The following is a 23441-nucleotide window of genomic DNA, read 5'->3' as shown; positions in this document are numbered from 1 at the left end:
CGATGGCACTTACCAAAGAAAGAAAGCAGGAAATAATACGGGAGTTCGGTGGTTCTGAGAAGAACACCGGAACCGTGGAGGCCCAGGTTGCCCTCCTCACCGAGCGGATCAACCTGCTTACCGAGCACCTCAAGGTGCACAAGAAGGATTTCAGTACGCGCCGAGGGCTCCTCAAGCTTGTGGGGCAGAGGACCGCGCTGTTGCGTTACCTTCAGAAAGAGGATCTCAATCGCTATCGAGAACTCATCAAGAGACTAGGTCTGAGGAAATAGGAGAACCATGGAACATTCAGTGACAATAGACGTAGGAGGACGGGAACTCGTTCTCACGACAGGAAAGATGGCCCGTCAAGCAAATGGAGCGGTCTTCGCCCAGTACGGAGGCACGTGCGTCCTCGCAACTGCCTGTTGCGGGAGCGATGTGAAGGAAGACCTCGATTTCATCCCCCTCTCTGTGGATTACAACGAAAAATACTACGCTGCAGGCAAGATCCCCGGAGGATTTTTCAAGCGGGAAGGGCGTCCACGGGAGAAGGAGATCCTCGTTTCGCGTCTCATCGACAGGCCGATGAGACCCCTCTTCTCGAAGGCGTTCAAGAGGGAGATCCAGATCATCCCCACCACGGTATCCGCTGATCAGATCAACACGCCCGATGTGGTGGCGATCGTGGCGGCCTCTGCTGCCGTCACCGTCTCCGACATCCCCTTCGATGGGCCGGTGGGGGCGGTGAGAGTGGGGCTCGTAGACGGCACGTTCGTCATCAACCCCACCCTGGAGCAGCTGGAGGCCTCGGCTCTCGATATCGTAGTGGCGGGAACCCTGGAAGGCATCACCATGGTGGAAGGCGGGGCGAAAGAGGTCTCCGAGGACACCTTGGTGGAGGCGATCGAAATCGCCCGTGGCGCTATCGTTTCGCTCTGCAAGGCGCAGCTGGAGCTTCGCGAACGCGCAGGCAAGGAAAAGCTTCCCCTCCTGGAAGAGGAGAGCTTCCCGCTCAAGGATGAAGTGATAGCATACGCCCGTCCCCGACTCGAAGAGGCATGCTTCGTCAAGGGAAAACTCGAACGGGCAAAGGCCATAAAGAAGACGCGGGAAGAGGTCAGAACCTACTTCGGAGAACGGATTCCCGATGAGCAGGAACGTGCCTTTAATGCGGTGATCGAAGAGCTCGAACGGGAGATCGTACGTTCCTCGATTCTGGAACGGGGGATCCGGACGGACGGAAGGGGACCGGAGGACATACGCCCCATCACCTGTGAGATCGGTGTCCTTCCTCGAACGCATGGATCCGCTCTCTTCACGAGAGGCGAGACCCAGGCCCTCGCGATCACCACACTGGGGACCGTGTTCGACGAGCAGATAATGGACGATCTCGAAGGCGACAAACGGGAAAACTTCATGCTCCACTACAACTTCCCCCCCTTCTCGGTAGGTGAGGTGGGGAGGCTCTACACGGGCCGACGTGAGATAGGCCACGGTCATCTCGCACATCGGGCGTTGGAAGCTGTGCTCCCCTCGAAAGACGACTTCCCCTATACTCTCCGCGTGGTCTCGGAGATCCTCGAATCGAACGGCTCTTCCTCGATGGCGACGGTCTGTGGAAGCACCCTCTCCCTGCTCAATGCAGGGGTCCCCATCAAGAAACCCGTGGCCGGGATCGCGATGGGACTGGTGACGGACGGAGAGCGCACGGTGATCCTTTCCGACATCCTGGGCGAAGAGGATCATTTCGGTGACATGGACTTCAAGGTGGCCGGTACGGAAGACGGTATCACGGCCTTCCAGATGGACATAAAGATCAAGAACATAGATCCGGCCACGATGCGGAAGGCCCTCGAGCAAGCCCGTAGGGGAAGGCTCCACATACTCGGGATCATGAATCAGGCCATCTCCGAACCGCGCCCGGAACTCTCCCAGTATGCTCCCCGAATCATCAAGTTCGCCGTCGATCCCGAGAAGATAGGCCTCATCATCGGCTCCGCCGGTAAGACGATCAGGCAGATCTCGGAGAGTTTCGATGTGACCATCAACATCGACGATGATGGGAGCATCGTCATCTACAGCAAACAGAAGGAGAACGCCGAGCAGGCGAAGGCCTACATCGACAAGATGCTTGAGGAACCAGAGGTGGGAAAGGTCTACACGGGGAAAGTGAAACGGATCGTGGATTTCGGAGCATTCATAGAATTCCTGCCGGGCAGGGAAGGCCTCTGTCATATCTCCCAGATGTCGGTCGATCGGATCGGATCGCCCCACGATGTGGTGAAGCTGAATCAGGAGGTCCCCGTGAGGATCCTCGAGATAGATCGATTGGGGAGGGTGAATCTCACCATGCTCATAGACGAGAGCAAGGCGAAGGAGAAGGCGCAGAGCTACTCCCGGAGACCGCCCCGGACTCGTCGCAGGTAGGAGTGATCGCCCTCCGGGGCGATCCTTTTGTTCTGTATGACACGGAGAAGTTATCTTACCCTGTACCGATATGTTGGAGAGGAGATTGCACTTTCATTTGTGATCTCCTTCCTTTTTTTCTTTGTCATCTTCCTCATCAACCAGTTCCTCCTCATGGCTGAACAGATCCTGTCGAAACGGGCTCCTCTCTTCGATGTGATCCTCCTCATCATCTATGCGCTTCCCTCGATCGTCGCCATATCCGTACCTTTTGCTTCGCTTGCCGCTGCACTCATGAGTATCACCCGGCTCAGCTCCGACAACGAATTCCTCGCCTTCCAGGCGGGTGGGATCTCCCTCGTCCATGCCTTTCTTCCTATGGTCGTATTCAGCCTTCTGCTCTCCTCGGTGTCCTTCGTCGCCAACGACTATTTCCTTCCACTCGGCACCCTCAACTTCGCGAAACTCTATCGCCAGATCCTCTACACCACTCCTGAGATCGAACTCGAATCGTATGCCATCAAGGAGTACCAGAATACCATCCTCATCCCGGGGAAGGTGAACCAATCCCACATCGACGATCTGCTGATCATAGAGGAGACGGAAGAGGGAACGAGAATCCTTCAGGCTCGCGAAGGAGACATAGTTCCGGGAAGGAATGAGAAAACAGCCCTTGCTCTGGAACTCCACGACGTGTTTCTCTCGCTCGTGAAGAGGGAAGGGGATTACGAGTACAGTTCCGCGGAAACACTTACGTATACGATCCTCGTAAAGGACATCAACATAGCCCTCAGGAATCCGGGGCCGAGAGAGATGTCCTCAGTGGATGTCTATCGCGTAATGAAGGAACGAGAGCAGGTGCTCGAGCAGAAACGCAGGTCTCACGAGAAGGAGCGTGATGATTTGCGTCGTAGTGTGAGCCGTCTCTATCTGACCACCCTCTCCCTGTCGAACGAATCGATCCGGAGCCGCTTCCTGGGGAGCCTTCGCTCGTCGCTTCAACGTCTCAGACAGAAAGAACGGATCACGATCGAGGACAGGACCCTCCAGATCTATACGCTCGAATTCCACAAGAAGTTCTCCATCCCGTTCTCCTGTATACCTTTCGTGCTGCTCGCCATCGCGATCGGACTCTTCAACCTCAAGGGTGGGAGAGCAGCCGGCTTCGGTATAGGGATCTTCCTCTCCATCCTGTACTGGGGGATGCTCGTGGCGGGACAGATGCTGGGACTCAGGACGTCCTTCTCTCCTTCGCTGGCGATGTGGCTTCCCAATATCCTCATAACTCTCGTGGCGCTCACGCTCTTTCTTGTCAGGAAGGTTCGACGATGAGGGTCATCACACGCTTCGCTCTCTCCTGGTTTCTCCCTCTCTTTCTCGCGGCACTCCTCAGCTTCGTGACCATCCTCGAACTCATAGACCTCTTCACCAATCTGGTGGCCTACATAGATGCCGATCTCACCACGTTCCAGATCCTCCACCTGCAGCTCCTCTACCTTCCCAAGTGCGTCACCTACAGTCTGCCCATCGCCACCCTCTTCGCCGTCGCCTTTTCCCTGGGATCGCTGCATGCGAGTAACGAGCTCATCGCCCTCTTTGGAGCAGGGATCTCGCTCTATCGCTTCGTCCTTCCCTTCGTGGTGTGCGGTCTCCTCTTCAGCGGCGCCTACTTCTTCATCGAGGAGCTCCTTGCCATTCCCTCCCTCACACAGAAACAGGAACTCATGGCCATCCTCATGGGCCGGACCTCTCCCACTCAAGTGGTGAACGTCACCCTGGTGGGTGAGGAGAATCGGCTTGTGGTGCACACCCGCCGGTACGACGATCGATCGCATACCATCACCCGCGTGCTCGTATACGAGAAGGACGAAGAAGGAGAGTTCGCCTCCCGGATAGAGGCAGAACGCGGCACATGGGATCCCGACCAACGGGAATGGGTGCTGCAGCGGGTCCGACGGTATATCCGAGACGAAGAAGGAAACCTGAAAGAAGAATCATTCGAGAAGCTTCGAACGGATCTGGGCGAGATTCAGCCGGAGGACTTCCTCCAGACCCGTCATTCCATAGACAAGATGACCTTGGCAGAAGCGGGGAGATGGATACAGACCCTCAAACGGGCAGGACTCCCCTACAGGGAGGCCCTCACCGATTACTACAAACGCATTTCCTTCGCCTTCACCTCCTTCATCGTGGCCCTTCTCGCCACATCGGTCGCGGGACGCTTCAAAGCCAATGCCCTGCTCCTGAGCCTTCTGCTCAGCCTCTCCATCGGGGTATCGTATTACGTGTTCCAAATGGTGACAACGCTCTTTGCAAAACTCGGGTATCTTCCTCCGGTCGTGGGGGCGTGGCTTCCAGTCCTCGTCTTCTTCTCCGGGAGCATCCTTTTCTTCAAATACATTGCGAGAACATAAACATGGGAGTGAACACGATGCATGGGATTTTCTCCATCACGCACAGGGACCCTTCGTGTCTTGCCCGGACGGGACGTCTCCTTCTGCCTCATGGGGAAGTCGAGACCCCGGTGTTCATGCCGGTGGGGACCAACGGGTCGGTGAAGGCCGTGGACTTCTCCGTACTCGATGAAATGGGGATAAGGCTGATACTTTCCAACACCTATCACCTGTTCCTTCGGCCTGGTGTGGACATCATCAGGGAAGCGGGCGGACTTCATTCGTTCATCGGGTGGCAGGGGAACATACTCACGGATTCCGGTGGGTACCAGGTCTTCTCCCTCGCCCCGTTCAGGAAGATCCGGGAGGAAGGGATCTACTTCCGTTCACACATCGACGGTTCCTACCATACACTCACTCCGGAAGGGGTCGTGGATATCCAAACAGCCTTTGGAAGCGATGTGATGATGCCTCTCGATGTGTGTACCCCGCCGGGTATATCGAAGAAGGAGGCGGAGGAGGCCCTGGAGATCACGACTGCGTGGGCGAGGCGGAGCAAGGAACGATGGGAGTCCCTCCGAGAGGAAACCGGGGGGCTCCTCTTCGGGATAGTGCAGGGCAATTTCTTCCATGACCTGAGACGGAGAAGCGTGGAAGAGATCTGCGCCCTCGATCTTCCCGGCACTGCGATAGGAGGGCTTTCCGTGGGAGAATCCTTCCCGGTATTTCAGGAATTCCTCGCGTTCACGGCCGCCCTGCTCCCGCCCGAGGTGCCCCACTACCTCATGGGCATAGGAACCCCGGAGTACATCCTGGAGGCGGTGGAGCAGGGGATAGACATGTTCGATTGCGTATTCCCCACCAGGACCGCACGCAACGCCAGTGTGTTCACCAGGAGCGGGAGGATCTCCCTTCGAAGGGAACGATTCACCAGGGACTTCAGCCCCTTGGATCCTGAGTGTAGCTGTTACACCTGCCGACGGTATACCAGGGCATACCTGAGACACCTCTTCAAGACCCAGGAGATCATGGGACCGGTATTGGCTACTATCCACAACCTACATTTCCTGTTCACAATGGTGGAGGAAATTCGAGAGAGCATCAGAGAGGGGAACTTCTCCCGATACAAGAGAGCGTTCCTCGCCCGCTACCAGGAGGGAACGAGAGCAGATGAGAACGAATGAATCCACATCCGGAACAGTACGAGCGAGTATCGTGCTCATGATCTGCACCACCCTTTCCCGCCTTCTGGGATTCGTAAGGGTGGGGGTGGTGGCGGCGGTCTTCGGGGCATCAGGGAAGGCCGACGTCCTCAACGCAGTATTCAACATACCGAACAATCTCCGCAAACTGATGGCCGAAGGCGCCCTTTCCTCTGCATTCATTCCGGTACTCACACAGACCCACCAGCAGGATCCGAGCGGCAGGATATCCAGGAGACTCATGAGTACCATCCTGGGATTCCAGATCATCGTCCTCGTTCCTCTCATCGCAGCAGGTATCGCAGGAGCGAAGGCGATCGTACCTGTGTTGCTCGATTTCCCCGACCCCGGGAAGATGGCTCTCTCCATCAGTCTCTTCCGATGGTTCCTGCCGTACACATTCCTGGTGAGCATAAGCGCAGTTCTCATGGGCACGCTCAATTCACATCAGCGATTCTTCATACCCGCCGTGACTCCGCTGCTCTTCTCCCTCTCGGTGATTGGATGTATTCTCCTGGCGGGAAACAGGCTCGATGTATATGCCATGGCCTTGGGGGTCCTCATCGGGGGGATGATGCAGATCCTCTTTCAGATCCCTTCGATTGTGAAGAGAGGATACTCACTCATCCCCAACCTTCACTTCCACGATCCTCCTTTCAGGGAAGTGCTCAGGCTCTGGGGTCCCATAGTGGCCAGTTCCTCACTCCTCGTGATCGATCAGCAGGTGGCGATCCTCTTCGCCTCCGGGCTCGAGGACGGCAGCACCTCCGCGCTCACCAACGCCATCGTCTTCTGGCAGCTCCCGTTCGGGATCTTCTCGGCGTCGATCAACACCGCCTTCTTCCCCCGTTTCGCACAGGACGCCCTCGACAGAAAAAAAACAGCGTTGAGGTCGTCGGTTGAACAGGGACTCCTGGCCCTCGGTTTCTTTCTCTTGCCGGCCTCGATCGCCATGGGGGTTCTCTCCCACGACATCATATCGGCCGCGCTCCAGCGGGGGGCCTTCCTCTCCTCACACACCGAAATGACGGCCCAGGTCCTACGTGCATATCTTCCCGGCATGTTCTTCGTGGGATCGTTCAATCTCCTCCAGCGCGTTTCCTATTCGCAAGGAGAAAGCGTGAGGCCGTTCATGCTCGTCTTGCTGGTGGTCGCTCTTGACATCCTCCTTTCCCTCGTTCTCAAGGAGACGTCTCTTCGGGTGGCGGGACTCGCGCTGGCGCACTCACTCTCCTTCCTGACCGGGAGCATCCTCTTGTTTCTCACCACGACAAGAGAGCTCGAAGGGTTTCCCTCTTCCCAGTTTACGAGGGAACTCGGGAAGATCGTGGCCGCCCTCATACCATTCGGAATCGTCCTTTTGGGTATACGTGGCTTCCTCGGCGATCGCTGGAGGGAAGGGAGTTCCTTTTCCTATTTTCTCCTCGTGGCACTCTTGATCATAGGATCTGCGATGCTTATCCTCCTCATGTACCGCCTCTTCAGAGTCGATCTCTCGAAGAGAATCCCTCTGAGGAGAAACCGATGAGACGGCATACGCGACCATCCCTGTATCTGATCTTCCTTCTCCTTCCCTTGAGTGCGGCGGGCCAGCAGCAGGGAGGATCCGAGACGACATCCATCGTGGAAGAACGGAAGCAAGTCCTCCTCTACGGTATAGAAACCGAGGTGATCGATGTGCTGGACAGGATCAAGACCGAACCCGATCCTTCCTACATCGAGCCACTCATAGCGCTCTACGGACAAACCACTTCAAAGGAACTCAAGACAGCGGTGCTCGCCTATTTTTCGGAGAATGGGCTTCCTGACCTCGTCCCGGAGGCGAAGGAGACCCTCGACGCCTACGAGGACGCGTTCGATACTTTCGGAGGTGCATTCCTCGGTGATGTCCTGGAGTACCTCAAAGAGGTGTCTCCCCGGGACTGCGAGGAGGTGCTCGCCACGTCATTCGATGCACTGTTCTCCCTCAACGACGAGGGTCTCAAAACCACCCTGGTGAGGATAGCGGGCGATCTCCAGCTTTCGCGACACCTCGAGCGAATCCGTTCCATCGCAGAAGACGATACAGCATCCGAACGTATCAGGATGGAGGCCCTCAAGGCGCTGGGAAAGATGAAGGACCCCGGGGCACTCGAAACCCTCCGAGAAGTCTTCGATACGGAAGAGAAAGGACTCAAACGAGCGGCCTGCGAGGCCATCGGTTTCCTGGCGGATCCCTCTACGCTCCCTCTCGTTCTCAAGGCGCTCCAGGATCAGACCGACCCCTACCTGAGGGCCACAGCAGTGAGAGCGCTCTCCCGCTTTCCTGATACCGAGGAGATCGAAGTCGCACTTCAGGACGCCCTTCGGGACAGTTTCTGGAGGACGAGGGTCGCGGCGTGTGAGGTCCTGGGAGAAAAGGGGAGTCGAGAGAGCATCCCCATCCTGAAATACAAGGCGGAAAAGGATCCCGAATTCCAGGTGCGGCAGGCCGCCGTGAAAGCCCTCTCCAGCATCGGGACCAGAGAAGCTGTCGGCTTTCTCGAGGATCTCCTCCTGAGCGAACGGACCTCATTCCAACTTCGTCCGGTGATCGCAAAAGAACTCATCGACCGACACTTCTCCTCTGTTGCTGAAACGATAGAAAAAGCCATGGCTCAGGAGTGGGAGAAGGAGAACTCTCAGTTGCTCCTCACCATCTGCAAAGAACTCTCTTTGAAGTCTGATCCGGGGCTTTCCTCTCTATACGAACGAATGCTCGGACACGCGAACTTCATCATCCAGATTTACGGGATAGAAGGCATCCGTCGGAACCGCCTCACCTCCTTCATCCCCCGACTCGAGGAAATCCTCGCCACTTCCAAGAACAATACCCTCAAGAAATATGCCCAGGCGGCACTCGATGGATTGAAGTGATCTCCGCCATACGGATGGAGAAGGGGAGGGGAGAGCCCCTCCCCCCTCATGTTCACGACATGTCGGCTTTTTCTATCTTCTCCACCACATAGTGATACGTTCGCTCGTTTATGGTGAATTCGAGTTCCTCCCCCTCCTTGTGCCCATAGAGCTCCGAGCCGAAAGGCGAGAGGTAGGAGATTATCCCCTTGTCCGGATTCGACTCCCAGGGCCCCAGGATCACGTAGGTCTCTCTCTTCTTGGTCTCCTTGTTGAGGAGTGTGACCTTGGTCCCGAATGAGATCTGACTCGCATCGACTTCGTCCGGCCGCACGATCTGGGCCCTTTCCAGTTCTTCTTTGAGCTTTCCGATCGTGCTGTTCAACATTTCCTGTCGCTCCTTGGCTGCCTTGTACTCGGCATTTTCGCGTAGATCCCCAAGGAGCAGGGCCTGGCTGATTTCCTTCGAGTTTTTGGGCACCTCCACCTCGTGGAGATATTTCAGCTCCTTCTGCTTGGCCGCATACGCCGCAGGGGTCACCATGATACCCCGTGGAACGACCACCTCGCGTTCCTCTCTGCCAGGCAACTTGATCCCGGGGAAGTGTTCCATGATGAGATGCCGCAACTCTATCTTCGTGGCGGGATCGAGCCCTTCCACATCCTCCACCAGACTGTAGATGCGTATCACCTCTTCTTCCGATGCATGGAGAAGGTACTGTTCCAGCCGCTGCTCCTGGAAGAGGAAGGCATACACCTGTTTGTTCAGCTTCCTGTTGTGAACCACGTTCTTCGAGTTTTCTATCTCCCGATACGTGATATCGAGCAGATGGAGGAAATTGATGAGGATGCGCTCGAAAGAGAGCTCGAACGTCTTCCTGAACCACTCTTCATCGAGATAGTTCCGTATCAGCCATATGAAGGCTTCCCTCTCCTCCTTGTATCGATCGAAGAGGTCGTCCACGAGCTCCTGGAGGACATCGGTCCTACCCGCATCCCGGAGCGACTCGATGATGTAACGGTTCAGATACTGTGGGAAGAGATCCTTGAAGATTCTCGGCCATCCGGGAAGATTGTGCTTCACGAATTCGAGGAAGAGTCGTCTGTAGTCCTGATCCTGTATCTTTGCGAAGACATCCTTCATCGTGCGAGGGTCGTCGAGTCTGGAGAAGAGATCGAGAAGATCCACCTGGATCCTCTCCCCAAGATAGGGGTACTGTTTGAGGAGGCGTGAGAGAAAGAGTCCGGAACAGATCGTGGTCTCCGTGATCTCCTCGCCTTTCAGGAAGGAAATGAAATACTCCAACATCTCGTTGAAGAATTCGCTGTCCGGCTCTCCCTGCTGAAGGTATTCCTCCATGGTCTTGAGACGGGCAAAAAAGCTCTTCTCGGCCTTGAAACGGAGATAGATCTTCTCTTCGAAGCTTACAGGATGGCTCCTCACCATGTACCTGTCGGATCGATTGGGAACGTTACCGAACATGGGGTCCGTCTTGAGGAGTTCCCTGGCCCGTTCACTCCACTCCATCCACTCCCGGGAGGAGAGGATGGATGGGACGAGTTCGCTTTTTATGTCCCGGATACTCGCATTGTTTTCGAGACTCTTGATCACCACCTCGAGACCCCATCTCACGTTCGAGAGGAACATCTTCTTGAGTTTTTCCTTCGAAGACACCGCCTTCAACACCCATATGTGGCGCTTGTCCAGAACCTGGAGAGAGTCGATGGCGAGCTGAAGCGACATCTTGTGGCCGCGTTTCTTCACAAAATCTATGACGACCTCATCGCCTTTGATGGAGCGTATCCTCCCCACTCCCCACGTCCTGTGGTAGACGAAGTTGCCTTCGTCGAATGCGATATGGCGTTCGAAATCCTCTATGGCTTCATGGACGTTCCGCCAGTTCTGCGTGAGGTTCGAGATCTTGAGATACTCCTCGAGATTGCTGTGTCCCGCATATTTTTTCCTGTACGCCTCCACCAGGGCCTTTCGAGCCCGGGTGTCCCGCGGGTCGTAGGAGAGGATCTGCTTGAGGATCGATATGGGGATGTCCTGGTCTTCGGCATCCTTGTGAGCCTCATAGAGGAGATAGAGAAGCTGAATGGCCTTCTCCTCTCCGAGCATCGTCACGATCTTCGACTTCGCGTGATCGAAAAAGCTGATGTCCTGGGGAGCCAGGGTGAGCAGCCGCTCCCAGATCTCCTTTACATTGGGAAAATCCCCCTTCCCGATATACCGATGGAGGGCCTTCTTGTAGAGATCGACGGCTTCCTCCGTGGCCCCCTGCTCCAGCTTTTTTTCCGCAAGTGTCTTCACGAGATCTGCTTCTTCATAATCAACTTTTATGAGCCGTTCCCATATGGCGACTTTATCGGCCTCCCGTCCCTCCGTCTCGTACCAATGGGCCAGGGTCTTGAGTGCAAACCGATTCTCTCCGTACTCGAGAACCCTCTGACAGAGGTATTCGACGATCTTCCACTTTCTTTGATCGATGAACAGCTGGATGAGCGACACGAGGTGCTCGTCGTCCACTGCGCGTTTCTCTATCTTGAGAATCCCCGAAATATAGAGGGCCACGATGCTGTGTTTCGTGTGCTCCAGATGCTCCTCGCATATCTGGAGCGCCTCGGTGGACCATCCTGCCTTTCGTATCCTCTCGATGAGGTCATCGAGTTCTTTGAACTGGGTCACCGAATAGCTGGTGAGCGCCGCTCGCGTCCACTTCTCTTCGTTGAGTTTTTCCTGGAGTTCCTTTCGTAGTGCGTCAGACATACATCCTCTCCTCAATGGATATAAAGTTCATAGATCTTCTCATCCAGAAGTCGTATCTTGTAGAGCGTATCCTGGATCTTGAGAGGTTCTTCATTGTTGATCCTGTAATGGTCCATGAGCCAGAAATACCTGTTGAGCAGGCGGGGGATGATCGTTCTTCTGTCCGCGTGTTCGTCCGTGAGTTCTCCTTCCAAGGCATAGATGGATTGCCGGAGTTTCCCATATTCGAGCGATTTGAGTTCCCGCTTCACCGTGAAGACTCCATAGAGTACACCATACACAGGAAGCCACTCCTGAAGGAGGGGAGGCTCGTACCCGAGCTCCTTCACCCGAGAAATCAGTCTGTTGATCATCTCGGATTCCAGGAAGGCGAGCTCGATCTCGGCGGGGTTGTGAAAGAAGGCCTCGCGGAAGAATACCTTCGCGAGGTGCACCTCTCCCATCAGGGCATACGTGTCCGCGAGTTGCGAGAGAAAAAAGGATCGCCGAGGGAACTCTCTCACAACCCGCTCAAGGGTCTGCCGGGCTGGTTCATAATCGCCGAGAGACTTCTCGCAAACCCCCTTTTTGAACATGAGCTCACTCTCTCCTTCCTTCCCCTCCGAAGCAGACTCATACCACCTCAGAGCCGAGCCGAATACATACGTCTTACAACTGAAGACACACCGTTCCTCTGCACCTCCGATATGTTCGAGAAATGAGACGAAATGCTTCCATCGTTCCATGTAGAAATCGCCTTTCTCTTCAGCCGACCACTCATGATCCACCTCTTCTTCCATTTCTTTCCAGTACTGCACACACTTCAAGGAAGCGAGGATTCCCCTGTCGTCTCCATCAAGGAGAAAGGCCTGATGAAAGGAGTGAAAAGCCTCCTCCCACAATCCTCTCCTGAGAGCTTCATAGCCCTCTTCTACAAACCTGTGGAGCATGGATATATCGTTGTCCACACTTCTCCTGAAAAGTGATAGAAGTTTTTTCTATTATACCACTTACGGAATAATAGTCAATGAAGTGCCCTCACGCTCCCACCAAAGAAACCGTTCATTTTCATGAAAAAGTGTCGACAATATAATCGCATGAGATCCAGAGTCACCGCCGTCATCGTGCTCGTGATGTATATTCTCTCTTCCCCTCTCGGCGCCCAAGAAAACGGAGACGAAGCCCTGCTGCGACATGCGTTCGTCCTGGTGAAGGCCGGGGAGTACATCCAGGCGAAGGAGGTGTTCAGCCGGCTCCTCTCTTCAGCCGATTCTCCCGTCTACCTGGAGGCGCTCTTCTGGTACGGGAAGATCTGTCTCACCCTGGGGGAATATGACGAGGCACGGGAATCCCTCGAGGCCTTCCTGCTGAGAGGGGGGTCCCACCCCCTCTACGAGGAAGCCCTCTATCAGAAGGGAAGGCTCCTCTACCTCGAGGGTGACTACCAATCCTGTATCTCCCACTTCAACGCTTTCCTCGCCTCGTATCCTACATCCCAATTCGTTCCCAACGCCCTCTACTGGTCCGCGGAATCACTCTTCTCACTCGGCCACTTCACCGAAGCGAGACCGCTCTACGAGCATATCGTGGAGAACTACCGGTCTTCACCAAAGGCAGAGGCGGCACGTTACAGGATGGAACTCATCGAGTATGCGATGAGAGAGGAGGAACTGCTCCGACTCCTCAAATGGAGTCATGAAGAATATTTGAAACTCGCTGAAGAACTCAACCAGAAAGAACGATCCTACAAGGAAGCACTCTCCATCTACCAGCAAAAACTCAATCAGGTCCCTTCCCTCGAAGAGGTCGAGGCTCTCAAAGCCAGAATCAAGGAACTCGAGGCAGAGCTCTCACGCCTGAGACAACAGACGAACGAGTCCTCACGGTAATTCGAGGGAGTCTTCGGTCTTCCCATCGGACATTCCATGGGCTACAATGGAGGACACACTCAGACATCGTGGTGAGGAGAGGATGAAGGAATCAGATCTCCGTATGGCCCAGAAATTGTTCGCACGACGTCGTTACGGAGATGTCATACGCCTGCTCGAACCGTTGATCTTCGAGTACAGGGAAAGTTTCACGTTCTATGCCCTCCTCGGCCTCTCTTGCCTGCATGTCGGGGACTACGGGGGAGCGGAGACCTTTCTCCTCAGAGCCCATCACCTTCGGCCGGAACGCCCCGAGATCATCCACGGCCTTGCCCTCATCTACCTGAAACGGGGGGACTCCTCGTTGGCCATCCAACGATGGCTGGAAATACTCGAGGACCATCCGCACTATGCTCCTGCCAGACACGCCCTCGACATGGTACGTACGTGTAGAACCGACGATGATCTGGAAGACCTCATCACCTCTCCCCGATTCAGGAAGCTCTTCCCCAGGATGCGCTTCCAACGGCGTCGACTCGCTCCCGTGCTCTTCCTCACGTCCTTCGCAGGGATCCTCCTCATCGGAGGTCTCATCGTGTTCACCATACACGGGAGGGAGAGAGAGGACGCACTCTCGCCCGAAACCCGGCAAATCCTCCGCGAAATCGAGGCATACAATGGGGCTCTCTTCTCCCAAGAAGGGGAGTTCCGATACGTACTGACCAGCCGGGAGGCGCAGGAACTTCTCCACGAGATCCAGGAGGCCCTCGTGGCCTTCGACGACAATCGAGCCCGTATCTCTATAAACAAGATCCTTCTCTCGAACGTAGCTCCGGAAGTAAAAAAGAAAGTGGAAGGGCTCATCCCCCATCTCCACCCCCCCGAATTCGGCACATTGAAAACTCGCGTGGGATTCGCTGAAGTGATGAAAGATCCTCCTCTCTATGCGGGAGTGGGAATCCAATGGAAAGGAAGAATCTCCAACCTCGAGGTCGGACCCGATGCGATCACCTTCGACTTCCTGGTGGGTTACCACACGAGGCGGATTCTGGAGGGGATCGTCCCCGTAGAGGTTCCTTTTCCCGTGACGATCGATCCCGAACGGGCGTATGAGATCGTGGGAGAGATCACGATCGACGAACATTCGCCGATAGGCTTCCTGGTTCGATGCCACTCTCTCCGATGGTTGGAGGACTGACGTGCGAGCCGTGGTCCAGCGAGTCCATCGAGGTGTCATTGAGGTCGAGGGAAGGGTAGTGGCATCGATCGAAACAGGGATCGCAGTCTTCTTGGGAGTAGCCATCGGTGACACGGAGGAAGACGTGGCCTATCTTGCGACAAAAGTGGCCCACTTGAGGATATTCGAGGACCACGAGGGAAAGATGAACCGCTCGGTCATCGAAGAGGGGAGGAACATCCTCGTGATTCCACAGTTCACCCTGCTCGGAGACGTGCGGAAAGGGAGACGCCCCTCCTACAATGCGGCGGCTCCACCGGCCGAAGCCGAGCCCCTTTTCACGCGATTCTGTGAAACGATCGAGACATTCGGCCTCAGGACGGCCCGCGGCGTATTCGGCACTCATATGGAAGTCTCGCTGGTGGTGGACGGGCCTGTCACCATTCTCCTCGACTCGAAGAAGGCGTTCTGAATATGCTATTGACGGATTCCCCGTGAGGCTCTACTATGCGTGAGAGGGGAGACTATGGCAAAAAACAATTCCTCACCCAACGTACGAGAAGAAAAACTGAAGGCACTCGAGGCCGCGCAACTCCAGATCGAAAAGCAGTTCGGCAAGGGAGCACTCATGCGCCTGGGCTCCCGCAGCCATGTCGAAGGCCTCGATGTCATCCCTTCGGGATCCATTCTCCTCGACTATGCCTTGGGCGTGGGTGGATATCCCAAGGGGAGGATCATCGAGATCTACGGTCCCGAGTCCTCGGGAAAGACCACCATCGCCCTTCACGCGATCGCCGAAGCCCAGAAGCGGGGAGGAATCGCCGCCTTTGTCGATGCAGAACACGCGCTCGATCCCACGTATGCAAAGAACCTGGGTGTGAACATCGATGAACTGTGGGTCTCTCAACCCTCTTCCGGTGAGGAAGCCCTCGAAATCACGGAATCCCTCGTGCGTTCGGGAGCAATCGACATCATCGTGGTGGACTCTGTGGCCGCTCTCACCCCGCAAGCCGAGATCGATGGTGACATGGGAGACGCCCATGTGGGGCTCCAGGCCCGGCTCATGAGCCAGGCACTTCGTAAACTCACGGGAGCCGTCGCCAAATCGGGCACCTGTCTCATCTTCATCAATCAGATACGGATGAAAATCGGGGTGATGTTCGGTAATCCGGAGACCACCACCGGAGGGAACGCCCTGAAGTTCTATGCCACGATCCGACTCGATGTCAGGAGAACCGAGACCATCAGCGAGGGGGCGGACAACGCAGTGGGAACCAAGGTGCGTGTCCGGGTGGTGAAAAACAAGGTGGCCCCTCCGTTCAAGAAGGTGGAACTGGAAATGGAGTTCGGGAAAGGGGTCTCCAGTATCGCGAGCCTGCTGGACGCCGCAGTGGAACACGGGCTCATCCAGAAGAGCGGGAGCTGGTACTCGATCGGAGACGAACGGATAGGGCAGGGGAGGGAGACGATAAAGCAATATCTCGTGGAACACCCAGAGGAAGCCTCGCGCATCGAGGAGGAGCTCAGAAAGAAGCTTTTCCCACATCTCTACACGAACAAGACACCTCTTCCCGAAGAGGGGAAAGACGGTGTTCAGAAGAAGAACGGGAATGGGCAAAAAAAACCGAAGTCCCAGGAAGAGATACTCTTCTAGATGGCGACGACGTATATCGCTGTGGGTTCGAACAGGGGAGATTCCCTCGGTATAGTGGGACGCCTCCTTTCTGCCCTCAGGAAGAGGGACCCGGAGCTGAGGTGTGCTTCGCTCTACAGATCGGAACCCATGTACCTGAGGGACCAACCTGACTTCCTCAACACAGTGATTGAGTTCCATACCGACCTTCACCCCGAAGCCCTCCTGAGGTTTCTCCAGGAGCTCGAAACCAACGCGGGCAGGAACAGGGCCGAAGAACCACGTTACGGCCCGAGACCGCTCGATCTCGACATACTCCTCTACGACGATCTGCTGCTCACCACCCCTTCCCTCCAGATCCCCCATCCCAGGATGCAGGAACGACTCTTCGTGCTCGTGCCTCTCCTGGAACTCGCCCCTGACCTCGTGGACCCCCGGGACGGAGTCCCGTTCCGGGTGAAACAGGAGCAGGCCGCTCTCCACCATCCTCTTCACCTTGAAAAAATAGCGCCACTGGTATAGAAATGATCTTCCCATGGAGACGACGACGTTCAGACTACAGGACTTCGAAGGCCCTCTCGACCTCCTTCTTTTCTTGATAAAGCGGGCCGAGATAAACATATACGACATACCTATCGCGGAGATCACAGAGCAGTACCTCGAATTCCTCAGATACGCCGAACGGGTGGAACTCGACAATCTCACCGATTTCTATCTCATGGCCGCCACCCTGCTCTATATGAAATCACAGATGCTTCTCCCGCAAGAGCACGACGAGGTCGATGAGGACTGGGAAGATCCCAGAAAGGACCTCGTGGAACAGTTGATAGAATATCAGAAATACAAGAAACTCTCGGAACTCATGGAAAAAAGGTGGGAAGAGGCAGAAAACTCTCCCCTCTCGTGGTTCGAGCGTAGAAACGGGCAACCCCGTCTACCTTTCGATGAGGAACCGGTCTTGGAGGAAATGGATCCGTGGAACCTCTTCAAGGTCTTCTCCCACCTCATGAGCAAACTCTCGGCCGGAAGACTCATAGACCTCTCCGAGGATGTGACCACCTCGGAGAAACAGGCACTCCTCCTTGAACTCCTCTCCCAAAAGGACGAGTTCCCGTTCACCGACCTGATCACCCGTCCCCACTCGCTCCTCGATCTCATCTGTGCTTTCCTTTCAGTACTCGAGAGCAGTCGCCTGAAATTGATTCGCGTCTTCCAGAACCGTCTCTTCGGGGATATCATCATCAGGAAGAGAGAGGAGGGCACATGAAACTCTCACCCAGCGCCGCTCTGTGCGAGGCAGTCCTTCTGCTCGAGTCGGAACCGATCTCGATGGCCCAGATCGCGGAGACCACCGGACTCTCCTCGGAAGAGGTGGAACAGTCTCTTCAAGAGCTCAAACAGGTCTATGAGACAAACGGACATGGGATCGACCTCTACATCTCCTCCGATGAGGTGTTTCTCTCACCCCACAAGCGCTTCTGGAGCGCGCTTCGCCCTCGATACGGGAAGAAACACCGCTCGAGGTTGAGCCGTGCGGCCCTGGAAACCCTGGCAATCATCGCCTACAGACAACCTATCACCCGGGCGGAAATCGAGGCCATAAGGGGGGTATCCTCCGACGCCATGATCAGGATGCTCCTCTCCCGAGAATTGATAAAGGAAGTGGGCCGTAAAGACCTCCCGGGAAGACCTGCCATGTACGGTACCACCCCAGAATTCCTTCGCATGTTCGGACTCAAGAGCATCGCCGATCTCCCGAAACTCCAGGAAGAAGAGGCGGAACGATTTGAACTCAAATAGTGGACAGAGACATCCCGGCTCATCCTCGCAACTGCGGCTCCACGTCTTCCTCGCACGGTGCGGTGAAGGCTCTCGGCGGGCATGCGAGGAACTCATCAAGAAGGGACGGGTGAGAGTGAACGGCAGGGTGATAACCAATCCCGCCCATCGCGTGGACCCGCAGGAAGACCGCGTGACCCTGGACGGGAGGGATGTCCACCTCGTCGGAAAGTTCCTCTATCTTGCATTTCACAAACCCCCGGGATATCTCTGTACCCGTTCCGATCCGCAGGGGAGGCCGCTCGTCTATGACCTCATAGATCCCGTCCTGCCGTATAAGGTATTCTCCATCGGACGGCTCGACTTCCTCTCTTCCGGTCTCCTGCTTCTCACAAACGACGGTGAGTTTGCGGATATCGTGATGCATCCCAAACACCGGGTCGAGAAAGAATATCTCGTGGAAACCAAACGACCCATCCCCAGAGCACTCCTCGAATCCTACCTGAAGGGAATACGGATCGAAGGGGAACGATATGTGCTCAAAGCCTATAAATCGAAAAGCCCCCACAAGGTCCATCTCATTCTCGAAGAAGGAAAAAACAGGGAGATAAGGAAGGTCTTCTATTCCTCTCATATCCCCATTGTGAGGATACACCGCATCAGGATAGGGCCTGTCCGGTTGGGTCGGCTCAGGCCCGGGCACTTCCGGAATCTCACCAAGGAGGAAATCAGACTTCTACGGGAAGGGAGAGGACATGATGATCATAGCCATTGACGGACCAGCCGGGGTGGGCAAGAGCACGGTAGCGAGATGCATCGCAGAGCGGCTCCACCTCCCCCATGTCAACTCGGGAGATCTCTACCGGGCGGTCACGTACCTTGCCATCATGGCACAATACCTCTCTCCTCTTCGGGAAGAAGCCATCATTCTCCTGGCTCGAGACCTCACCTGCAGGATCGTCGAGGGCGTTCTCGACATCGACGGCATTCCCTCCCTTTCGGAGCTCCATACGGATCAGGTGGACAGGTGGGTGGCTCAGGTCTCTTCACTCCCCGAGGTGAGGAACCACGTCACGGAAAAGTTGAGAACCCTGGTACGAGAATCAGGCGGAGTCGTGGAAGGACGGGATATCGGCACAGTGGTCTTTCCCGATACACCCTACAAGTTCTTCCTTGACGCCACGCCGGAGGAGAGGGCACGAAGACGCTTCCTCCAGGGGACATCCTCGCTCCCCTATGAGGAGCTTGTGAAGGAGATCCGGAGAAGAGACGAGATCGACAGGAACAAACCACTGGGAGCCCTCAAGCAAGCGCCCGGTGCGGTCTATATTGACACCTCCGACTTGACCAGCGAGGCGGTTTGTGAGAAAGTTATACAGATCATTCGGCAGATATCGGAGAACAGGAGTAGGACTGACATGATGAACCATCAGAACTCAACGCTGGACCCCCAGATGAATACCTCCCCCGACCCATCCGTGCCAGAACAGGAGGAACTGCAGGAAATATATCTCAAGACCCTGGAAGAGGTGGAAGAGGGGTCTCTCGTAGAAGGCACAGTGATCGAGATCAACAAAGATTATGTATACCTCGACGTAGGCTATAAATCCGAAGGCCAGGTTCCCATAAGCGATTTCGATACCCTTCCGAAAGTAGGGGATACCGTCCCCGTGGTCATCCTCCGCAAGGAGACGGCCGACGGTCACATTCTCGTGTCCAAGAAAAAGGCGGATCAGCGGCTCTTCTGGAAGACATTGAAAGACGCCTTCCAGGAAAAGAAGCCTATCGAAGGGAAGATAGTACGGGAGATAAAAGGCGGCTTTGAAGTGGACCTGGGACACGGGTTCTCTGGTTTTCTTCCCAGGTCGCAGACCGACATCGAGCGTGTGGAGGACGTGAGCCCCTACATCGGGCTGGAAACCCGCTTTCTCATAGAACGTCTCTTCTCCAACAGAAAGGTGAACATCGTCCTTTCGAGAAGGAGGTGGCTCGAGGAGGAACGGGAAAGGAAGCGGACCGAGTTCTTCGAAACGAGAAAGGAAGGCGACATCGTAGAAGGAGTCGTGAAATCCTTCGCACCCTTTGGAGCCTTCATAGATCTGGGAGGATTCGACGGGCTCCTCCATCTTCAGGACATGAGCTGGGGACGGGCCGTACGACCCAAGGATTACGTGAAAAAGGGTGAAAAGGTCAGGGTGAAGATAATCAAGATGGACAGGGAGCAGCAGAAGGTGAATCTCTCCCTCAAGGCACTCAAAGAAGATCCATGGACCCACTTTGAAGAACGTTACCACAGGGGAGATGTGGTAGAGGGGGTGGTGACCAAACTCATGCCCTTCGGGGCCTTCGTGGAGATAGAAGAAGGCATCGAGGGTCTCGTCCATATCTCCGAGATGTCATGGGTGAAGACCATCGAGCATCCCAAAGAAGTTCTCAAACGGGGAGCGAAGATCCAGGCCAAGATCCTCGACTATGACATCCAAGAACGACGACTTTCGCTGGGTATTCGTCAGCTCCAGGAAAACCCGTGGGAGACCCTCCACGAACGCTATCCTGTGGGGATGAGGCTGACCCGTCCTATCACGCAGGTCTTCCCGCACGGGGCGGTGGTTGAACTCGAAGAGGGAATCGAGGCCTTTCTTCCTGCAGAGAACATCTCCTGGACCGAAAGGGTGGAGGATGTCACAACCCTCTTCCAGCCGGGACAGGAGATCGAATTCTGTATCACCCGTATCGACAAGAGGAGACGCAGGATCCAGATCGGAATAAAACAACTCTCCGAAGATCCATGGAAAGCCCTTGCCAAGGCCTTCCCCGAAGGAAGCGAGATCGAGACCAAGGTCCTCAGGAAGGAACCTCAGGGAATCGTCGTGGAGGTTCAGGGGGGAATAGAGGGCTTCATTCCCAATCGTCAGCTGTGCGATCCGGCTGTGGAGAGTCCCGAGACCGTCCGTGACCGACTCAAGGAGGGCGACACCATACGGGCGCTCGTACTCGAGCTCAAACCCTCGAAGAGGCGGCTCATCCTCTCCATCCGGGAGAAAGAGAAGAAAGAGCAGGAACGCGAATTGAGCAAGTACCTCCATGAAGGAGAAGGGGAGACCACCTTCAGCATAGCAGACCTCCTCTCTTCAGGCCAGGAGGACGAGTCGGAATGATATGATCTTTTCCTCGGAGATCATCGACAAGAGGAAATTGGAAAAGCTTCTCGAGATCAACCTGAGGATCAACTCGAGGTATCAGGACGTACATACCCTTCTGGAGGAGATCCTCTCCTCGGCAATGGAGCTCACGGAAGGGGAGGCCGCCTCGCTCCTCGTGTTGAATCGAGAGATGAATCGCCTCTATTTCGAAATCGCCCTCGGTCCCAAAGGACCGGAGGTGAAACGCTTCTCCCTCAAGCCCGGAGAAGGTATCGCCGGATGGGTGGCGAAACACAATCGTTCACTCATCGTCAACAGCGTGGAAGACGATCCCCGACATTTCCCTGAAATCGATCGTGAGACGGGTTACAGGACGCGCTCGATTCTCGCCGTACCCATGAGGGTCAAGGAAGAGTGCGTGGGGGTCATAGAGGTTCTCAACAAGAAGGGCGACAAAGGATTCACCCAGGAAGATCTCGAGTGGCTCGAAGTCTTCGCGAATCAGGCCGGAATCGCCTTTCAGAACGCGCGCTATCTCCAACGGGTCCACAATGAGATAGAGCACCTCCAGATCCAGATCACCACCGCACAAGGTTTCCACCCTCTCATCGCGGAGAGTCAACTCATCAAGGAAAAACTCCAGCTCGTGGACAAGATAGCCCAGACCGACTCTCCGGTACTCATCCAAGGGGAGAGCGGAGTCGGGAAAGAACTCTTCGCCGAACAGATCCATCTGAGGAGCAAACGCAAAGACGGACCGTTCGTGCGAGTCAATTGCGCGGCACTTCCGGAGAGTCTTCTGGAGAGCGAGCTCTTCGGACATGTGAGGGGGGCCTTCACCGACGCCGTCCAGGATCGCAAAGGCAGATTTGAACTCGCCCATGGAGGCACGATATTCCTCGATGAGATCGGGGAGCTTCCCCTCACACTCCAGGCGAAGTTTCTCAGGGTCCTCCAGTACAAGACCTTCGAGAGACTGGGGTCGAGCGAGCCCATCCAGGTCGACGTGAGAATCATAGCCGCTACCAATCGAAACCTGGAGAAGGCGGTGGCGGAAGGATCATTCAGACAGGACCTCTACTACAGACTCAATGTCATTCCTCTCTATATTCCCTCCCTCAGAGAACGGGTGGAAGATATACCTGTCCTGGCCGAATTCTTCCTGAAGAAATATACCAGAGAGATGAACAAACCCATAAAGGGTTTCACCCCTGAAGCCTTCGAAGTCCTCCTCGGATATACATGGCCAGGCAATGTGAGAGAGCTCGAAAATGTCGTGGAACGTGCGGTGGTGATATCCCAGGAAGAGTACATCACCCCCGAGGATCTCATGATCTCCCGACCGTCCGAGTACTCTGAGCTCTATCAGCAAAAAGGCCTGAAAGAAGCCGTAACCATCTTCAAACGGAACTTCATCCAGAACGCGCTTCGTATGAACAGGGGGAACCAGACCCTCACCGCAAAAAAACTGGGGATCCAAAGAACCTATCTTGCGAAACTCATCAAAGAGTATGATATCAAAATCTAATGCGATGCAAGGAGAGAGACGATGCCACCAGTAGTACAGGAAAGAGAGGTGAGTACCACACCGCGAGTGGAAAGGTTCTTCAGCCGGTTCCGATGGGTGATCCTGGGAACGCTGCTGCTCGTGATCGCCGTGCTCACCGGATTCTTCACCTATCAACAGAGAGAGGCGGCGCTCCTCGATAAGGGAACCTACGAAGTCGAACAATTGGAAGAGCGTTTCGCCCGCCTACAGACGAGTGACAGAGAACAGGTCGGAGATGAGGAGGTGCTATCCCTCGAAGAGGATCTCAAGAGGGTCGTCGATACCTATAGAAAGGCCTATCCCTCCCAACGCGCGATGTACCTCCTCGGACACCTCGCCTTCTGGCAAGAAGACTGGGATGACGCTTCGATCTGGTTCGATCGTCTTGCAAAGGAATTCCCCCGCAGTTATCTTGCTGCAGTCGCACTCCTCGACGCCGCGGCAGCACGAGAAAACCTCGGCGATACAAGCGGCGCCACGACGCGTTATGAGAAAGTGATCGAAGCCGGTTTCTCCGTCCTGAAACCGCGGGCCCTCTTCTCGCTCGGAAGGCTCAAGGAGTCCTCCGGAGACAGAGAGGGAGCCCGACAGATCTATACTCAGCTCTTGGAGGACTATCCCTCATCCCAGTGGAGTCATCTCGCACGTGACAGAATGATATTCCTCCAACTCCAGGAATAACACCC

The 23441-nt window shown here is 55.5% G+C and carries 21 protein-coding genes; 19 read left to right on the top strand and 2 right to left on the bottom strand.

Translation table 11 applies throughout. The features are described from left to right. Positions 1 to 2: 2 nt before the first annotated feature. The 7 genes from rpsO to STHERM_RS05485 are packed head-to-tail and all read left to right on the top strand — an operon-like array spanning position 3 to position 8878. The gene (rpsO, locus tag STHERM_RS05515; protein WP_013313900.1) at positions 3 to 272 is read left to right on the top strand and encodes a 30S ribosomal protein S15; all 270 of its coding nucleotides are present in this window, start codon (positions 3 to 5) and stop codon (positions 270 to 272) included. A gap of 7 nt (positions 273 to 279) precedes the next feature. Continuing rightward, on the top strand, positions 280 to 2409 hold the full coding sequence (pnp, locus tag STHERM_RS05510) for a polyribonucleotide nucleotidyltransferase (protein ID WP_013313899.1): 2130 nt from the start codon (positions 280 to 282) through the stop codon (positions 2407 to 2409). 36 nt (positions 2410 to 2445) lie between these two features. Next, positions 2446 to 3720, top strand: coding sequence for an LptF/LptG family permease (locus tag STHERM_RS05505; RefSeq protein ID WP_013313898.1), 1275 nt, complete (start codon positions 2446 to 2448; stop codon positions 3718 to 3720). After that, positions 3717 to 4802 (top strand): LptF/LptG family permease, encoded by a 1086-nt coding sequence (locus tag STHERM_RS05500; protein ID WP_013313897.1) that lies wholly within the window; start codon positions 3717 to 3719, stop codon positions 4800 to 4802. The genes STHERM_RS05505 and STHERM_RS05500 overlap by 4 nt, the downstream gene beginning before the upstream one ends. Before the next feature lie 17 nt (positions 4803 to 4819). Continuing rightward, on the top strand, positions 4820 to 5965 hold the full coding sequence (tgt, locus tag STHERM_RS05495) for a tRNA guanosine(34) transglycosylase Tgt (protein WP_013313896.1): 1146 nt from the start codon (positions 4820 to 4822) through the stop codon (positions 5963 to 5965). Beyond that, positions 5952 to 7511, top strand: a complete 1560-nt coding sequence (murJ, locus tag STHERM_RS05490) for a murein biosynthesis integral membrane protein MurJ (protein ID WP_013313895.1) — start codon at positions 5952 to 5954, stop codon at positions 7509 to 7511. Before tgt ends, murJ begins: the two co-directional genes overlap by 14 nt. Continuing rightward, a complete protein-coding gene (locus tag STHERM_RS05485) occupies positions 7508 to 8878 on the top strand; it encodes a HEAT repeat domain-containing protein (protein ID WP_013313894.1) in 1371 nt (456 codons plus the stop codon). Before murJ ends, STHERM_RS05485 begins: the two co-directional genes overlap by 4 nt. Positions 8879 to 8930: 52 nt before the next feature. Here STHERM_RS05485 and greA read toward each other — a convergent pair whose 3' ends face one another. Beyond that, positions 8931 to 11627 carry a transcription elongation factor GreA gene (gene greA, locus STHERM_RS05480; protein ID WP_013313893.1) on the bottom strand — a complete coding sequence of 899 codons (2697 nt, stop codon included), beginning with the start codon at positions 11625 to 11627 and terminating at the stop codon, positions 8931 to 8933. A gap of 11 nt (positions 11628 to 11638) precedes the next feature. Further along, complete coding sequence (locus STHERM_RS12715; RefSeq protein WP_335323044.1) at positions 11639 to 12202, bottom strand: tetratricopeptide repeat protein; 564 nt, start codon at positions 12200 to 12202, stop codon at positions 11639 to 11641. 132 nt (positions 12203 to 12334) lie between these two features. Here STHERM_RS12715 and STHERM_RS11985 point away from each other — a divergent pair, with 132 nt between their 5' ends. The 12 genes from STHERM_RS11985 (at position 12335) to STHERM_RS05420 (ending at position 23436) form a co-directional block, all read left to right on the top strand. Next, entirely contained in the window at positions 12335 to 12592 is a 258-nt protein-coding gene (locus STHERM_RS11985; protein WP_174266713.1) for a hypothetical protein, read from the top strand. A 111-nt stretch (positions 12593 to 12703) separates the two neighbouring features. Further along, positions 12704 to 13495 carry a tetratricopeptide repeat protein gene (locus tag STHERM_RS05470; RefSeq protein WP_148223873.1) on the top strand — a complete coding sequence of 264 codons (792 nt, stop codon included), beginning with the start codon at positions 12704 to 12706 and terminating at the stop codon, positions 13493 to 13495. 82 nt (positions 13496 to 13577) lie between these two features. Then, positions 13578 to 14672, top strand: a complete 1095-nt coding sequence (locus tag STHERM_RS05465; RefSeq protein ID WP_013313890.1) for a tetratricopeptide repeat protein — start codon at positions 13578 to 13580, stop codon at positions 14670 to 14672. Between the two features lies 1 nt (position 14673). Further along, entirely contained in the window at positions 14674 to 15123 is a 450-nt protein-coding gene (gene dtd, locus STHERM_RS05460; protein WP_041623307.1) for a D-aminoacyl-tRNA deacylase, read from the top strand. 54 nt (positions 15124 to 15177) lie between these two features. After that, a complete protein-coding gene (gene recA / locus STHERM_RS05455; protein WP_013313888.1) occupies positions 15178 to 16305 on the top strand; it encodes a recombinase RecA in 1128 nt (375 codons plus the stop codon). Then, positions 16306 to 16806 (top strand): 2-amino-4-hydroxy-6-hydroxymethyldihydropteridine diphosphokinase, encoded by a 501-nt coding sequence (gene folK / locus STHERM_RS05450; protein WP_013313887.1) that lies wholly within the window; start codon positions 16306 to 16308, stop codon positions 16804 to 16806. It begins immediately after the preceding gene. A gap of 13 nt (positions 16807 to 16819) precedes the next feature. Next, positions 16820 to 17551, top strand: a complete 732-nt coding sequence (locus tag STHERM_RS05445; protein WP_013313886.1) for a segregation and condensation protein A — start codon at positions 16820 to 16822, stop codon at positions 17549 to 17551. Further along, on the top strand, positions 17548 to 18084 hold the full coding sequence (scpB, locus tag STHERM_RS05440) for an SMC-Scp complex subunit ScpB (protein ID WP_013313885.1): 537 nt from the start codon (positions 17548 to 17550) through the stop codon (positions 18082 to 18084). The genes STHERM_RS05445 and scpB overlap by 4 nt, the downstream gene beginning before the upstream one ends. Beyond that, the gene (locus STHERM_RS05435; protein ID WP_013313884.1) at positions 18071 to 18838 is read left to right on the top strand and encodes a pseudouridine synthase; all 768 of its coding nucleotides are present in this window, start codon (positions 18071 to 18073) and stop codon (positions 18836 to 18838) included. Before scpB ends, STHERM_RS05435 begins: the two co-directional genes overlap by 14 nt. Continuing rightward, the gene (locus STHERM_RS05430; protein ID WP_041623305.1) at positions 18822 to 21221 is read left to right on the top strand and encodes a 30S ribosomal protein S1; all 2400 of its coding nucleotides are present in this window, start codon (positions 18822 to 18824) and stop codon (positions 21219 to 21221) included. Before STHERM_RS05435 ends, STHERM_RS05430 begins: the two co-directional genes overlap by 17 nt. Before the next feature lies 1 nt (position 21222). After that, positions 21223 to 22734 (top strand): sigma 54-interacting transcriptional regulator, encoded by a 1512-nt coding sequence (locus STHERM_RS05425; RefSeq protein WP_013313882.1) that lies wholly within the window; start codon positions 21223 to 21225, stop codon positions 22732 to 22734. Between the two features lie 21 nt (positions 22735 to 22755). Then, complete coding sequence (locus STHERM_RS05420) at positions 22756 to 23436, top strand: tetratricopeptide repeat protein (protein WP_013313881.1); 681 nt, start codon at positions 22756 to 22758, stop codon at positions 23434 to 23436. The last annotated feature ends 5 nt before the right edge of the window (positions 23437 to 23441 follow it).

This window comes from Spirochaeta thermophila DSM 6192, from assembly GCF_000147075.1.
GTDB classification, from domain to species: Bacteria; Spirochaetota; Spirochaetia; order Winmispirales; family Winmispiraceae; genus Winmispira; species Winmispira thermophila_A.
Note: the sequence above shows the minus strand (reverse complement) of the source record. Positions and strands in the feature narration are given on the sequence as shown.

Bases quoted from the DNA above. Each gene is read 5' to 3' on its own strand.
- rpsO (WP_013313900.1), top strand. From the start codon at position 3: ATGGCACTTACCAAAGAAAGAAAGCAGGAAATAATACGGGAGTTCGGT.
- pnp (WP_013313899.1), top strand. From the start codon at position 280: ATGGAACATTCAGTGACAATAGACGTAGGAGGACGGGAACTCGTTCTC.
- STHERM_RS05505 (WP_013313898.1), top strand. From the start codon at position 2,446: ATGACACGGAGAAGTTATCTTACCCTGTACCGATATGTTGGAGAGGAG.
- STHERM_RS05500 (WP_013313897.1), top strand. From the start codon at position 3,717: ATGAGGGTCATCACACGCTTCGCTCTCTCCTGGTTTCTCCCTCTCTTT.
- tgt (WP_013313896.1), top strand. From the start codon at position 4,820: ATGCATGGGATTTTCTCCATCACGCACAGGGACCCTTCGTGTCTTGCC.
- murJ (WP_013313895.1), top strand. From the start codon at position 5,952: ATGAGAACGAATGAATCCACATCCGGAACAGTACGAGCGAGTATCGTG.
- STHERM_RS05485 (WP_013313894.1), top strand. From the start codon at position 7,508: ATGAGACGGCATACGCGACCATCCCTGTATCTGATCTTCCTTCTCCTT.
- greA (WP_013313893.1), bottom strand. From the start codon at position 11,627: ATGTCTGACGCACTACGAAAGGAACTCCAGGAAAAACTCAACGAAGAG.
- STHERM_RS12715 (WP_335323044.1), bottom strand. From the start codon at position 12,202: ATGTTCAAAAAGGGGGTTTGCGAGAAGTCTCTCGGCGATTATGAACCA.
- STHERM_RS11985 (WP_174266713.1), top strand. From the start codon at position 12,335: ATGCTTCCATCGTTCCATGTAGAAATCGCCTTTCTCTTCAGCCGACCA.
- STHERM_RS05470 (WP_148223873.1), top strand. From the start codon at position 12,704: ATGAGATCCAGAGTCACCGCCGTCATCGTGCTCGTGATGTATATTCTC.
- STHERM_RS05465 (WP_013313890.1), top strand. From the start codon at position 13,578: ATGAAGGAATCAGATCTCCGTATGGCCCAGAAATTGTTCGCACGACGT.
- recA (WP_013313888.1), top strand. From the start codon at position 15,178: ATGGCAAAAAACAATTCCTCACCCAACGTACGAGAAGAAAAACTGAAG.
- folK (WP_013313887.1), top strand. From the start codon at position 16,306: ATGGCGACGACGTATATCGCTGTGGGTTCGAACAGGGGAGATTCCCTC.
- STHERM_RS05445 (WP_013313886.1), top strand. From the start codon at position 16,820: ATGGAGACGACGACGTTCAGACTACAGGACTTCGAAGGCCCTCTCGAC.
- scpB (WP_013313885.1), top strand. From the start codon at position 17,548: ATGAAACTCTCACCCAGCGCCGCTCTGTGCGAGGCAGTCCTTCTGCTC.
- STHERM_RS05430 (WP_041623305.1), top strand. From the start codon at position 18,822: ATGATCATAGCCATTGACGGACCAGCCGGGGTGGGCAAGAGCACGGTA.
- STHERM_RS05425 (WP_013313882.1), top strand. From the start codon at position 21,223: ATGATCTTTTCCTCGGAGATCATCGACAAGAGGAAATTGGAAAAGCTT.
- STHERM_RS05420 (WP_013313881.1), top strand. From the start codon at position 22,756: ATGCCACCAGTAGTACAGGAAAGAGAGGTGAGTACCACACCGCGAGTG.